General features: G+C 71.7%; 13 protein-coding genes. 5 read left to right on the forward strand and 8 right to left on the reverse strand.

All coding sequences use genetic code 11. The features are described from left to right. Window positions 1–150: 150 nt before the first annotated feature. On the reverse strand, window positions 151–2,760 hold the full coding sequence (pepN, locus tag H7827_RS20550) for an aminopeptidase N (protein ID WP_432746866.1): 2,610 nt from the start codon (window positions 2,758–2,760) through the stop codon (window positions 151–153). 144 nt (window positions 2,761–2,904) lie between these two features. Here pepN and H7827_RS20555 point away from each other — a divergent pair, with 144 nt between their 5' ends. Beyond that, window positions 2,905–3,534, forward strand: a complete 630-nt coding sequence (locus H7827_RS20555) for a DsbA family protein (RefSeq protein WP_030725513.1) — start codon at window positions 2,905–2,907, stop codon at window positions 3,532–3,534. Between the two features lie 93 nt (window positions 3,535–3,627). On the opposite strand, the gene H7827_RS20560 is transcribed toward H7827_RS20555, so the two are convergent. The 3 genes from H7827_RS20560 to H7827_RS20570 form a co-directional block, all read right to left on the reverse strand. Beyond that, window positions 3,628–4,266 carry a superoxide dismutase gene (locus tag H7827_RS20560; RefSeq protein WP_432746867.1) on the reverse strand — a complete coding sequence of 213 codons (639 nt, stop codon included), beginning with the start codon at window positions 4,264–4,266 and terminating at the stop codon, window positions 3,628–3,630. A 72-nt stretch (window positions 4,267–4,338) separates the two neighbouring features. After that, complete coding sequence (locus H7827_RS20565) at window positions 4,339–4,524, reverse strand: hypothetical protein (protein ID WP_432746868.1); 186 nt, start codon at window positions 4,522–4,524, stop codon at window positions 4,339–4,341. Between the two features lie 170 nt (window positions 4,525–4,694). Further along, on the reverse strand, window positions 4,695–4,940 hold the full coding sequence (locus H7827_RS20570) for a hypothetical protein (RefSeq protein WP_432746869.1): 246 nt from the start codon (window positions 4,938–4,940) through the stop codon (window positions 4,695–4,697). Window positions 4,941–5,065: 125 nt separating this feature from the next. Here H7827_RS20570 and H7827_RS20575 point away from each other — a divergent pair, with 125 nt between their 5' ends. Further along, window positions 5,066–6,409 (forward strand): tetratricopeptide repeat protein, encoded by a 1,344-nt coding sequence (locus tag H7827_RS20575; RefSeq protein WP_432746870.1) that lies wholly within the window; start codon window positions 5,066–5,068, stop codon window positions 6,407–6,409. On the opposite strand, the gene H7827_RS20580 is transcribed toward H7827_RS20575, so the two are convergent. Genes H7827_RS20580 through H7827_RS20590 form a run of 3 tightly spaced genes read right to left on the reverse strand, consistent with a single transcriptional unit; the run spans window position 6,406 to window position 9,715 of the window. Beyond that, the gene (locus H7827_RS20580) at window positions 6,406–8,805 is read right to left on the reverse strand and encodes an ATP-binding protein (protein ID WP_432746872.1); all 2,400 of its coding nucleotides are present in this window, start codon (window positions 8,803–8,805) and stop codon (window positions 6,406–6,408) included. The genes H7827_RS20575 and H7827_RS20580 overlap by 4 nt on opposite strands. Before the next feature lie 9 nt (window positions 8,806–8,814). Next, complete coding sequence (locus H7827_RS20585; RefSeq protein ID WP_432746874.1) at window positions 8,815–9,453, reverse strand: DUF6879 family protein; 639 nt, start codon at window positions 9,451–9,453, stop codon at window positions 8,815–8,817. Next, window positions 9,446–9,715, reverse strand: coding sequence for a hypothetical protein (locus tag H7827_RS20590; protein ID WP_386536385.1), 270 nt, complete (start codon window positions 9,713–9,715; stop codon window positions 9,446–9,448). Before H7827_RS20590 ends, H7827_RS20585 begins: the two co-directional genes overlap by 8 nt. Before the next feature lie 251 nt (window positions 9,716–9,966). Here H7827_RS20590 and H7827_RS20595 point away from each other — a divergent pair, with 251 nt between their 5' ends. From H7827_RS20595 to H7827_RS20605, 3 genes are read left to right on the forward strand one after another with little or no spacing between them, the layout of a single operon-like run. Then, window positions 9,967–10,548 (forward strand): biotin transporter BioY, encoded by a 582-nt coding sequence (locus H7827_RS20595; protein ID WP_432746875.1) that lies wholly within the window; start codon window positions 9,967–9,969, stop codon window positions 10,546–10,548. A gap of 33 nt (window positions 10,549–10,581) precedes the next feature. After that, on the forward strand, window positions 10,582–11,058 hold the full coding sequence (locus H7827_RS20600; protein ID WP_386536380.1) for a ribose-5-phosphate isomerase: 477 nt from the start codon (window positions 10,582–10,584) through the stop codon (window positions 11,056–11,058). Then, window positions 11,058–11,903, forward strand: coding sequence for an Fpg/Nei family DNA glycosylase (locus tag H7827_RS20605; RefSeq protein ID WP_432746877.1), 846 nt, complete (start codon window positions 11,058–11,060; stop codon window positions 11,901–11,903). Before H7827_RS20600 ends, H7827_RS20605 begins: the two co-directional genes overlap by 1 nt. Here the strand turns inward: H7827_RS20605 and H7827_RS20610 are convergent. Continuing rightward, a complete protein-coding gene (locus tag H7827_RS20610) occupies window positions 11,882–13,210 on the reverse strand; it encodes an aminotransferase class V-fold PLP-dependent enzyme (RefSeq protein WP_432746878.1) in 1,329 nt (442 codons plus the stop codon). The genes H7827_RS20605 and H7827_RS20610 overlap by 22 nt on opposite strands. Window positions 13,211–13,272 lie beyond the last annotated feature (62 nt).

Genomic DNA, 13,272 nt, shown 5'->3' on the forward strand with positions numbered 1-13,272 from the left:
TCGCATTCCTGTCATGGACGATTGAAGAAATCGTGCCCGGGGTATCTACGCGCGAGGATCACCGCAAAAGGGTCGTAAAACCCCTAAAAAATGGGAACGCCCGCCCCGGCCCAGGCCGTTGCGGGCGTCCATCCGCCAGCGGAGCGCCGGTTACGCTCCGTGCGCCTCCCGGGATTCCTGCGCCTCCTGCGCCCGCAGCGCCCGGTGCAGATCGTCCCGCTGCTCCAGCACCAGCCGGCGCAGCGCCGGGGCCGCCTCCTGATGGGCACTCAGCCACGCGTCGGTGGCCTCCAGCGTCGCCCGGTCCTGCTGCGGGCCCGGGAACAGACCGCGCACCACCGACATGGCGATCTCGATCGACCGCTGCTCCCACACCCGCTCGATCACCTCGAAGTAGCGGGCGGTGAACGGCGCCAGCAGCTCCCGGTGACCCGGCCGCGCGAAGCCGTCGATGGTGGCCTCCACCAGCGCGTTGGACAGCGCGTCGGATTCCACCACCGCCGCCCAGGCGGCCTCCTTCACCTCGGCCGAGGGCCGCGCGGCCAGGCAGCGCACCTGATGGCGGCGGCCCGAGGCGGTGTCGTCACGCGTCAGCTCCCGCGCCAGCTCCGCCTCGCCGATCCGCCCGTGCGCGGCCAGCGGCAGCAGCATCGTCCAGCGCAGCTCCTGATCGACGACCAGACCCTCGATCCGCTCCTTGCCGGACAGCAGCCCCTCCAGCAGCGCGAAGTCCGCATCGGAGTCCGCCCGGCCGGCGAAGAACCGCGCCCAGGCCAGCTGGTGGTCACCGCCCGGCTCGGCACGCCGCAGCTCCTCCCCGGCCGCCCGCGCCAGCTCGGCCGCCGCCTCCGCGCGCCGCGCCCGCGGCAGGTACCACTCCAGCGCCGAGTCGGCCCAGCTGAGCACCATCTGGAGCACGCCGATCTGCGTCTCGGCGCCGCCGAACCGGCGCACCAGCGTCAGGAAGTCGGCGGCCGGCAGCAGCCCGTCCCGGGTCAGGTTCCACAGCGCCGACCAGCACAGCGCGCGGGCCAGCGGGTCCTCGATGTCGCCCAGATGCTCGCGCAGGGTCTCCAGCGAGGCCGGGTCGAAGCGGGTCTTGCAGTACGTCAGGTCCTCGTCGTTGACCAGCACCAGATCGGGCCGCTCCGCGCCCACCAGCGCGTCCACCACCGTCAGCGCGTCGGCCACATCGACGCCGGCCGCCGCGTACCGTACGAGCCGCCCGCCCTCCGCCAGCCGGTAGAGCCCGACCTGCACCCGGTGCGGGCGCAGCGTCGGGTGGTCCTGCGGCGCGTCCTGCTCGATGGCCAGCTCGGCGATCCGGCCGTCCGCGTCGTGCCGCAGGCGCGGGGTGAGGGAGTTGAGCCCGGCGGTCTGCAGCCAGGCCCGCGCCCACTCGGCCATGTCCCGGCCGGAGGTCTCGGTGAGCACCGACAGCAGGTCCGACAGCCGGGTGTTGCCGTAGGCGTGCCGCTTGAAGTAGCGCCGCGCACCCTCCAGGAACGCGTCCTCGCCGGCGTACGCCACCAACTGCTTGAGGACGGAGGCGCCCTTGGCGTAGGTGATGCCGTCGAAGTTGAGCTTGGCGTCCTGCAGGTCGCGGATGTCCGCGGTGATCGGGTGCGTGGAGGGCAGCTGGTCGGCGCGGTACGCCCAGGCCTTGCGGCGGTTGGCGAAGGTGATCCACGCCTCGTCGAAGCGGGTGGCGCCGTGCGAGGCGTAGGCGCCCATGAAGTCGGCGAAGGACTCCTTGAGCCACAGGTCGTCCCACCACTCCATGGTGACGAGATCGCCGAACCACATGTGGGCCATCTCGTGCAGCAGGGTGTTGGCGCGGGCCTGGTAGGCGGCGCGGGTGGTGCGGCCGCGGAAGACGTACTCCTCGCGGAAGGTCACCAGGCCCGGGTTCTCCATGGCGCCGAGGTTGTACTCGGGCACGAACGCCTGGTCGTACTTCCCGAAGGGGTAGGGGAAGTCGAAGTGGTCGTGGAAGAAGTCCAGACCGGCCTTCGTGGTCGCGAAGATCTCGTCCGGGTCGAAGTGCTTGGCGAGCCCCTTGCGGCACAGCGCGCCGAGCGGGATCTCCAGCGTGGTGCCGTCGGCGAGGGTGCGGGAGTAGTGGTCGCGCACCTGGTGGTACGGGCCGGCCAGCACGGCGGTGATGTAGGTGGAGATGGGCTTGGTGGTCGCGAACGTGTGCCGCGTGCCGCCGCCCTCCGGGGGCACCGACTCGCCGGTGGCGGCGCCGTTGCTGAGCACCACCCACTCCTGCGGGGCGAGCACCGTGAAGGCGTAGGGCGCCTTGAGGTCCGGCTGCTCGAAGTTGGCGAACACCCGGCGGGCGTCGGCCGGCTCGTACTGGGTGTAGAGGTAGGTCTCGCCGTCCTCGGGGTCGGTGAAGTGGTGCAGGCCCTCACCGGTGCGGCTGTAGGCGCAGCGGGCGTCGACGATCAGCTCGTTCTCCGCGCGCAGACCGTCCAGCCGCACGCGGGTGCCGTCGAAGACGCGGTCGACGTTGAGCGACTCCCCGTTCAGCGTCACCGAGTGGACGTGCGGGGCGATGAGATCGGCGAAGGTGTCCGCACCCTCCTCGGCGCAGGAGAAGCGGATGGTGGTGGTGGAGCGGAACGTACGGGGCCCGGAGGCGGGTGCCGGACCGGCCGCGTCGCGTACGTCCAGGACCACCTCGTACCCGTGCACGGTCAGCAGCCGGGACCGTACGCCCGCCTCGTTGCGGGTCAGGTTCTCTCCGGGCACGACGTTTCTCCTCATGTCTGGCATACGGAAGGGGCCCGGCCAGCATGTCATGGGGCCGTGCGATCACCGGCGGGTACCGGGAATGCGTCCGGGGATGGTGAGGTTGTAGCGGCAACAACCGTCACTTGTGGAGGAGCCGAGGCCATGTCGGAGAAGACCCCCGCCGATTTCTGGTTCGACCCGATGTGTCCGTGGGCGTGGCTCACGTCGCGCTGGATGCTGGAGGTGGAGAAGGTACGGCCGGTGGAGGTGCGCTGGCACGTGATGAGCCTGGCGGTGCTGAACGAGCCCCGCAAGGACGAACTCCCCGAGCGGTACGCGAAGGCGATGGAGACCGCCTGGGCCCCGGTGCGGGTGCTGATCGCGGCCGAGGAGCGGTTCGGCAGCGAGGTGCTCGGCCCGCTGTACACGGCGCTTGGCACCCGCTTCCACCTTCAGGAGAAGCCGCGCACCAAGGAGACGATCGTCGAGGCCCTGGAGGAGGCCGGCCTGCCGGTGGAGCTGGCGGACGCGGGGGACACCGACGCGTACGACACGGCGCTGCGCGCCTCGCACAAGGCCGGCATCGACCTGGTGGGCCAGGACGTGGGGACCCCGGTGATCGCGGTGCCGGGCGCGGACGGCGAGCAGATCGCGTTCTTCGGCCCCGTGGTGACCCCCGCCCCCAAGGGCGAGGCGGCGGCGCGGCTGTGGGACGGCACGCTGCTGGTGGCGAGCACCCCGGGCTTCTACGAGATCAAGCGCACCCGGGACGCGAGTCCGCAGTTCGACTGAGGCCCTCCCGCCCGAGAAGCTGAACGGCCCCCGCGTATGTGGCACGCGGGGGCCGCTCTTTTTCACCTGCCCGGTGAAACGGTGAGAAGACGATCAGCCGGGCAGGAGCTTGCCGCCGCCGGCCTTGGCGGCGGTGTAGCGGGCGGCGACGTCCTGCCAGTTGACGACGCGCCACATGGCCTCGACGAAGTCGACCTTCTGGTTGCGGTACTGGAGGTAGAAGGCGTGCTCCCAGGCGTCGAAGACGAGGATCGGGACGGACCCCTGGCCGATGTTCCCCTGGTGGTCGTAGACCTGCTCGACGACCAGCCGGCCGCTGAGCGGCTCGTAGGCCAGCACGCCCCAGCCCGAGCCCTGGGTGGTGGCGGACGCCTTGGACAGCTGCGCCTTGAAGCGCGCGAAGGACCCGAACGACTCGGCGATGGCGTCGGCCAGCTCCCCGGTTCCGTCCTTCTCCAGCGGCTCCCCGCCGCCGTCACCGGTCATGTTGCGCCAGTAGATGGAGTGCAGGATGTGCCCGGAGAGGTGGAACGCGAGGTTCTTCTCCAGTCCGGTGACGTTCCCCCACTGATCCTTCTCCCGCGCCTCGGCGAGCTGGTCGAGGGTGTCGTTGGCGCCTTTGACGTAGGCGGCGTGGTGCTTGTCGTGGTGCAGCTCGATGATCTCCCCGCTGATGACCGGCTCCAGGGAGGAGTAGTCGTACGGCAGCTCAGGAAGCGTGTAGGTGGCCATGCCGGTGCCTTGCCCGTCTCGCTCGAGTAATTGCATAAGACTTGCAACAACAAGTTAGCAGCATCTATCCCCTCAGCGGGTGCCGATGACACTCACCAAGGTGGCGAGCAGGCTGAGCGTCACCAGGCCGGCCGCCGCGCAGACCCCGCCCCTTGGACGAGATCCGGACCGCCGCAGCCGGGCGAAGCCCACTCCGTAACGGGTCGGCCCGCACGGCGAGGCGACCTCGCCGTGCACGAAGCGGATCAGCGTGGTCATGCACGGGACGCACGCGTGCACCGCCCGGGACCGCCCGAACCCGGCCACCGACCCGGCCCAGACCGTCGGCACGTCCCCGGCCCGGCACATGGAACACGCCCCGTTCCGCGCCCAGCCGGCGAACAGGCCGGTACGCAGCCACACCTGCGCGGGAGACGGCGTACGCGGCGTCACCGGCGCCCGCCCCGGCTCCGGGCGTTGGCCTCACGCACCGGCTGAGACAACCCCTCCGACAGCGCCACCGCCTCCAGATCCCCCGGCAGCGCGAACCACTCCACGCCGCCACCCTGCGGCCGCACCGCGACCCGCCCACCGACCCGGTCCATGACCACCCCGATCCGTCCGTTCCACGTGTCGCGCACCAGCGACCCGACATCGGGCGGGGGCGGCGGGCCGTCGTGCTGATCTGTCGTCATCGAATCTCCTCCGGTCGCGCGGCAGTACCTTCACTTGCCAGAAGTAACCGTCCGGTCGCGGAGAGCGGTAGCGTGGTCCGGGAATGCGCACTGAAGAGCTTTAAGTCCCCTGGGAGCCGCGGATCATGTCGCATCCCGTACCGAACGCGTCACTCGGCCGTTTGCACCGTGAAGCGGGTTGGACCCTCCGCCAGTTCGCCCAGGCGGTCAACCGGCTCGGTACGGAACACGGCACGCCGCTGAGATACCGGGAGCCGTCCGTCCACCAATGGCTGGCGGGCGGCCTGCCGATGCCGCCCGTCCGCCCGCTGGTCCTCGAAGCGCTGGCGCGCAGACTGGGACGGCCGGTGGCGGCGGTGGAGGCCGGATTCCCGCCCATCCCTGGCGAGGCCGGCTCTCAGCCGAATACCGTGGAAGGGCTGATCGACCTCGGGAGGCAGGACATGGATCCGTCCCGCCGTGGAGTGCTCGGTGTGGGGCTCTTCTCCGTTGCCCTCGCCGTGCCGGACTGGCCCGATGTGGCCGGCCGGATGGAAGCCGCGCAGTCCGGCGAGGCGCGGCGCATCGGGATGACGGATGTCGACACGGTGATGGCGATGACGGAACGCCTCTCCGAACTCGATGACGATTTCGGCGGACGGCATGCCCGCCCCATGGCGGCGGCCTTTCTGGTCAACACGGTGGGCCCCTACCTGCGGGCGGACGCGGCGGAGGCGGTGCGCGCCAAGATGATGGCGGCGGCATCCTTCCTCTGCTACGTCACCGGCTGGATGGCGATGGACGAGGGCAGGAACGGGCTCGCGCAGCGCTACTACGTCAAGGGCCTGGAGTTGGCGGGCGCGGCCGGGGATCACTCCACCTACTGCCACATCCTGCGCGGCATGTCCGTCCACGCCGCCGATCTCGGGCACGGCGGTGCGGCGGTGCGGTTCGCGGATGCGGCGGCTGCGGCGGCGCCCGCCGCCGGGCCCCGCATGCGCGCGTTCCTCACGGGGCAGCAGGCCCACGCCCACGCGATGAACGGTGAAAAGGAGCAGGCGCTGCGTCTGCTGCGCGAGACCGAAGTCGCCATGGACAAGGCCACCAGCCAGGCGCCCACGTTCGGGGGCTACTCGCCCGCCACCGTGGCCCTGCACACCGCCGAGGTTCAGCACGAGTTGGGCGACACACCTGGAAGTATCCGTTCCCTCCAGACCCACTTCCACCTGCGGGACAGCAGCGACAGAAGGAGAAGCGGCCTTCGGTTCAACGCCAAACTCGCGGAGCGGCAACTGACGGTCGGCCACCTGGAAGCGGCCTGCTCTTCCTGGGGCCGCGTTCTTGATGACTACCCGCTTGTGCACTCCGGGAGGGTCGACGCGCACATCCGGGAGATGTACCGCCTCATCCAGCCCCATCTGAGGAACTCCCACGCCCGTTCCCTGCACGAGCGGGCCCGGACTGTCACCCCCTCGGTGCGGAACGCCTAACCCAAGGTCCCCTCCAGATCGGTGGCGAGCCGTCGGCGCATCGCGGTGGCGCGGGGGTCCGGATAGTCCTCCAGCAGCCCCAGTGCAGCGCGGCGGTGTTCCGCCGCCCGGTCGGGGGCCTCCGCAGCCATCGCTTCGGCCAACCGGTCCAGGGCCAGCGCTTCGTACCAGGTGTCGCCCAGTTCCCGGTGGACCGCCGCCGCCCGCCGGAAGAAGTCGGCGGCCTCCCTCTCCCGTCCCCACCGCAGGTACGTCTCCCCGGCCCCCGCCCAGGCCATCGCCTCCCGACTGCGGTCGCCCAGCCGCCGGTGCAGGCTCGCCGAGCGGTGGTAGGACGCCAGCGCCTCGTCCAGCTGTCCGCTCTCCCGCTGCGCGTCCCCGAGGCTGATCAGCCAATATCCCTCAAGGCCGTCATTGCGCAGATCGAGCGCCAGTTCCACGGCTTCCTGCGCGGTCGCCAGGGCTGCCGCCGCCTCACCGCGCTCGCAGTGGATCGCGCTCAGCTGGTTCAGCGCGTTGCCCACACTGCGCCGGGCACCGAGATCCCGGTGGATCTCCAGGGCCTGGCGGGCGTCGGCCTCCGCCTCCTCCAGCTTGCCCGCGTCGAAGCGGGTGCTCGACAGGTTCGACAGGGACATGGCCGCCCGGTGCCGCTCGCCGAGCTCCCCGAACACCGCGCCCGCCCGGGAGAAGAAATCCTCCGCGGCGGCCAGTCGCCGCCGGCGCAACTCGACGATGCCCAGCAGGTTCAGCGATGCCGCCTCCCCGCGCCGGTCGCCGGATTCCCGGCGGATCTCCAACGCCCGCTCGTGGCAGCGCCGGGACTCCGCCAGCAGGTTGATCCGGGCGTGTCCCATGCCCTGGTACTCCAGCAGTTCGGCCTCACCCGCCCGGTCGCCGAGCCTTCGCACGGCGACGAGCCCGATCTCCGCGATGGTCAGCCAGGCATGCACCGTCGCGGAGGGCGCCTTGGCCCCCCACAGCACCGCCGCGAGCCGCCCCGCGAAGGCGTCCTCACCGGCTGCCTCGGCGGCCCGGACGACCGGCAGAAAGTTCTCGTGCTCCCGCTCGGCCCAGTTGACGGCGGCGTCATAGTCGGGAAAGAGAGCCGGCGGAGTCGGCTCGGCCGGACCGGGCTTGAGCCAGCCCCTGGCCGCCTCGGCGGACCGCAGATACCAGTGGAGTACCTGGCGCAGCGCCTCGGCCCGGCTGTGCGGCGGCTCATCCTGCTGGGCCTGATTGGTGGCGTAGGCGCGCAGCAGGTCGTGGAACTCGTAGCGGTCGGGCGCGGTCTGTTCCAGCAGATGGGCGCTGACAAGGACATCCAGCAGTTGGCGCGTGCGCCGCACGCTGACCCCGGCCAGCGCCGCCACCGACTCGATGCCGAACTCACGGGCCGGGTGCAGACCGAGCAGCCGGAACAGCCGGGCGGCCTCAGCGGACAGCACGCGGTAGGACCAGGCGAAAACGGTGCGGACGGCCTCGGCCTCCTCCTCGTCGTCGGTGCTCAGCGCGTCCCACAGCGCCGACTCGTCCCGCAGGTCGGCGATCAGGTCATCCAGGCTCATGTGCGGATGACCGGCGGCTCGCTCGGCGGCGATCCGCAGGGCCAGAGGCAGCCGCGCGCACAGCCGGGCCAGTTCGGCGAGCTTCTCCGCGTCATCCGCCGGCCGGTACCCGGCGGTGACCGTGCGGAGCAGAGCGACCGCCTCGTGTTCGGGCAGCGTGCCCAGCGTGAGGCGGCGCGCTCCGTCCCGTATGGCGAGCCCGGACAGCCTGCCCCGGCTGGTGACGATGACCAGAGCCTGCCCGTGGCCCGGAAGCAGCGGCCGTACCTGAGCGACGGAGGCGGCGTTGTCGAGGACGATGAGCATCCGGCGGTCGGCCAGCCGTGACCGGAAGAGCGCCGACGCCGCCTCGGTGTCCTCCGGGACCCCGCTCGCCGGAACGCCCAGCGCGGCGAGGAACCGGCGCAGCGCCTCGTGGGCGGTGATCGGTTCCCCCGCGTCGTAGCCGCGCAGATTGATGTAGAGCTGGCCGTCGGGGAACCGTTCTCTGATGTGGTGCGCCCAGTGCAGGGCCAGCGAGGTCTTGCCGGCGCCGGCCGTTCCGGCGATGAGGCACACCGAAACCACGAGGGGAGCGCCGTCCTCGCCGGGCAGTACGGCGTTGAGCTCGGCGAGCTCGTGCACCCGGTTGACGAACCCGCGGACGTCGGCCAGCAGTTGCCGCGGCACGTCGTCCTCGTTCCGGGCCCGGCCTCCGCCGTGGTCGTGGAAGTGCACGCCGCCGCTGATCCGACCGGCCTGGACCGCGTCCCGGGTGGTTCCCGACAGTTCGGAATGCGTGCTGCCGGGAACCGTGCGGTTCTCCTCGTTCCCCTCTTCGTTGCGCATGGAGAACGCTTACCCCGATTCGGGATCCGCTGTCAGCCTCGGGCGTGGCGTCGCCGCCACTTCCCGCGCCAGGTAGGAGGAAACGTCCTCGCCGTCGGCGAAGAGCCTGCGGATGAGCCCTTCCCAGGGAGTGACCAGCCCGGGGTCGGTGAACCGGGTCGCGTACGTGAAGGTGCCGCCGGCGGTGTAGTGGATGAGATAGAGCGTTCCGTCACCCAGTACCACGATCTCGGGAAGCGGGCCGTCGTGCTCCAGGTCGCCCACCGTGTCGGCGTCGACCACCCGGGCCGGGGTACCGTACTCGGCCCCCAGGGAGAGCGAATGAAGCTCCCACCGCACGTAGGGCGTGAGGGGCTGTTCGACCACCCGGACCCGGTGGAAGACGTAGCCACGCTTCTGCCGCTCGCGCCGGGTCCTCGCCAGGCGCTCCCTGCGGTCCTCCAGCAGGCGCAGGGCGCCTTCCCAGTCCCCGCGGCGCAGGGCCTCGCGGCTGGGGCTGTCCTCTTCGAAGTGCTGGAGCCGTTCGAGTTTCCAGGAGGAGCCGTCGCGGATGTCCGCCGCCCGTCGCCGGAAGTCGCTCACATAGTCGTCGTCGTCGAGCCGTGTGCCCCGCGCCGGATCGAGGGCGGGGAGCTGGAGATCAAGCATCGGGGATGTCCGGCTTCGCCGCGCTGAGCATGTTGCCGGGGATGATCACCAGGCGTTCGTCCGGGCCGAGCCGGACGCCGGCCGGAAGCCGGGAGTCATAGGCGGCCGTCAGGTCCCGGCCGATGATCGCCACGTCCCCGTTGTCGAGCTGCCAGATGTCGGGGCACTTTTCCTCGTCCTCCGAATTGCCCAGTTCCTGGGCCGTCTTGCCTAACCGTCGTGCGAACGAGGCGGTGGGATCCGCCTCCCATGGGCGTGCCATGGTTCCTCCACTCATCGTGATGATCTGTGGTCGGTGTCACATCAATCCTAGGGGCGGTGGTCGGGCGCCAACAACGGATCGTGGGGGCGCATCGCGCCGTGCCGGGGCGCCTCCACGTGCGAGGTGTTCGGTGCGTGTTGTGGGGTGTGGATAAGAGGGGAGGGGTTCGGGCAGTGGATTGGGCTCTTGTTCCGGGTGGGTGGGGTGGGGTCGGATAGGGGGTGGGGGATTTCGTTCTTTGGAGGATGTATATGAGCACCGCTGTACTCGCGGATCTGTTGCCCGCCCCGACCCTCTCCCGGGCCCGGGTGCAGGATGTGGCACTGGTCGTGGGTGGCGCCGCGTTGACCGGGGTCGCCGCGCAGATAGCGCTGCCCGTTCCGGGGTCGCCCGTGCCGGTGACCGGCCAGACGTTCGCCGCCCTGCTCGTCGGTGTCTCGCTCGGCCCCGCCCGCGCCCTGCTGTCGATGCTGCTGTACGCGCTGGCCGGCATGGCCGGGATGCCGTGGTTCGCGGAGGCGTCCTCCGGGTTCGGGATGCCGTCCTTCGGCTACATCATCGGGATGACCGTCGCCGCCGCCGTCGTCGGTGAGCTGGCGCGGCGCGGTGGGGACCGTACGGTGCTGCGGACCGCCGGGACGATGGTGGCGGGCATGGCCGTCACGTACGCGATCGGCGTGCCCTACCTGGCGCTGGCCACCGGTATGTCGGCGGGCGAGGCCATGGCTGCCGGTCTGGTGCCGTTCCTCATCGGTGACGCCCTCAAGGCGGCCCTCGCGATGGGCGCGCTGCCCGCCGCCTGGCGCATCGCGGGTCGCCGGGGGCGCGCGTAACCGGGCCACCGCGCGCATGTCAGACTCATCCCCATGCGCGTCTATCTCGGCTCCGACCACGCCGGCTATGAACTGAAGAACCACCTCGTCGACTGGCTCACGGCGCACGGCCATGAGCCGGTCGACTGCGGTCCGCACGCGTACGACGCGCAGGACGACTACCCGCCGTTCTGCCTGCGTGCCGCCGAGGCGGTCGCCGCGGACCCCGACGCGCTCGGCGTCGTCATCGGCGGCAGCGGCAACGGTGAGGCGATCGCCGCCAACAAGGTCGCGGGCGTACGCTGCGCCCTCGCCTGGAGCGTGGAGACCGCGAAGCTGGGGCGGCAGCACAACAACGCCAACGTGGTGGGCATCGGCGCCCGCATGCACACCACCGACGAGGCCACCACCTTCGTCGAGGTCTTCCTCGCCACCCCGTACTCCGGCGAGGACCGGCACACCCGCCGCATCGACATGCTCAGCGCCTACGAGACGGACGGCACGCTGCCGCCGCTGCCCGCCGGCGCCTGATGCCCGAGGGCCACACCATTCACCGGCTGGCCGCCGACTACCGCGAGCGGTTCGGCGGCCGGGCGGTGCGGGTGGAGTCCCCGCAGGGGAAGTTCGCGGGCGGCGCCGCGCTGATCGACGGTGAGGTGCTGCGCGAGACCGAGGCCCACGGCAAGAACCTCTTCCTGGGCCTGGGCTGGCGCAAGTGGGTGCACATCCATCTGGGGCTGTACGGCAAGGTCGCCTTCGGGGACGGCCCGCCCCCGCCGCCCACCGGGCAGATCCGGCTGCGGCTGGCCACCGGCGAGGCGTACGCGGACCTGCGCGGCCCCACCACCTGCGCGCTGCTCAGCCAGGACGAGAAGGCGGCCGTGCAACGGCGCCTGGGCGCCGACCCGCTGCGTGCGGACGCCGAGCCCGACCTCGCCTGGCGGCGGATCTCCGCCAGCCGCACGACGATCGCCGAACTGCTGATGGATCAGCGGATCATCGCCGGTGTCGGCAACGTCTACCGGGCCGAGATCCTCTTCCGGCACGGGATCGACCCCTATCTGCCGGGCCTGGCTCTGGAGCGCGCGGAGTGGGACGCGATGTGGCAGGACCTCATCCCGCTCATGCGCGAGGGGGTGCGCAACAACCGCATCGACACGGTGCGGCCGGAGCACACCCCCCGGGCCATGGGCCGGGCGCCGCGCGTGGACGGCCACGGGGGAGAGGTGTACGTCTACCGGCGCGCCACGCTGCCCTGCCTGGTGTGCGGGACGCCGGTCCGGCGTGCCGAGATCGCGGCCCGCAACCTGTTCTGGTGCCCGGTGTGCCAGCCGGCCCGGGCCGCCGGGCGCGGTCAGCCCGCCGCCACCGGCTGACCCTCGGCGACCAGTTCGCGCACCGCGCGCACCACGCGCTCCACGTGTTCGGCGGGGGTGCCCACTCCGAAGCTGACCCGGATGGCCTTCAGCGGCCCGTCGCAGCCGGCCGCCCGCGCGCCGTCGCCCTCCGGGCCCAGCAGCGCACGGACCAGCGGGTGCGCGCAGAACAGCCCGTCGCGTACGCCGATCCCGTACCGCTCGGAGAGCGCCTTGGCGAACTCCTCGCTGGACCAGCCGTCCACGACGAAGGACAGCACGGCCACCCGGGGCGCGTCCGGGCCGAACAGCGCCAGCTGCCGCACCCCGGGAACGGTGGCCAGTCCGGAGCGCAGCACGGCCAGCAACTCCTCCTCGCGCGCCACCAGTTGCTCGAACCCGGCGTCGGTCAGCGCCCGGCAGGCCGCCGCGATGGCGAACGCGCCGATCACATTGGGCGAACCGGCCTCGTGCCGGGAGATGTTGTTGTTCCACACGACGTCGACCGCGCCGTCCCGCGCGGTGACGGTGTGACTGGCGCCGCCGCCGGCGAGGTACGGCGCGGCGTTGCTCAGCCAGTCGGCGCGTCCGGCCAGGACGCCGGAGCCGAACGGCGCGTACAGCTTGTGCCCGGAGAAGGCGACCCAGTCGATGCCGAGCGCGGTGATGTCGACGGGGCGGTGCGGGGCGAGCTGGGCGGCGTCCAGGACGGTGCGGGCGCCGGAGCGGCGGGCGACGGTGGCGAGTTCGGCGATCGGCCACAGTTCACCGGTGACGTTGGAGGCGCCGGTGACGCACAGCAGCTTGGGCCCGGGGGCGGCGTCGGCGAGCGCGTTGACCAGGGTGGCGACGGCCTGCCCCGGGGTGCGCGGCGCCGGGAGGTACGTCACGGGGTGGCCGTGGTGCGCCCAGGGCAGCAGCGCGGCGTGGTGTTCGGTCTCGTAGACGAACACCTGGGTGCCGGTGGGCAGGGCGCCGGCCAGCAGGTTCAGTGAGTCGGTGGTGGAGCGGGTGAAGATCAGCTGGTCGTCGGGGCGGCAGCCGAGGAACGCGGCCACTGTCGCCCGGCTCTCCTCGTACAGGTCGGTCGACAGCTGGGAGAGGTAGCCGGCGCCGCGGTGGACGCTGCCGTAGTACGGGGCGTACGCGGCGACCTCGTCCCACACCGCGCGCAGGGCGGGGGCGCTGGCGGCGTAGTCGAGGGCGGCGTAGCCGATGTCCCCGCCGTCCGCGAGCGGGGCACGGACCTCGTCGCCGAGGACGGGGAGGGGGCGCGGGAGGGAACAGCCGGCGGTGTTCGGGGCAGGGGCGATCGGCGCAGTGGGCATGACAAAGCTCCGGGAAAGGCTGAAGGCAGACAGAGGCAGGCTGGGTCGGGGGCGTGCGCCCT

It is taken from the genome of Streptomyces sp. JH002 (genome assembly GCF_050916115.1).
In the GTDB taxonomy this organism is placed as follows: Bacteria; Actinomycetota; Actinomycetes; order Streptomycetales; family Streptomycetaceae; genus Streptomyces; species Streptomyces xiamenensis.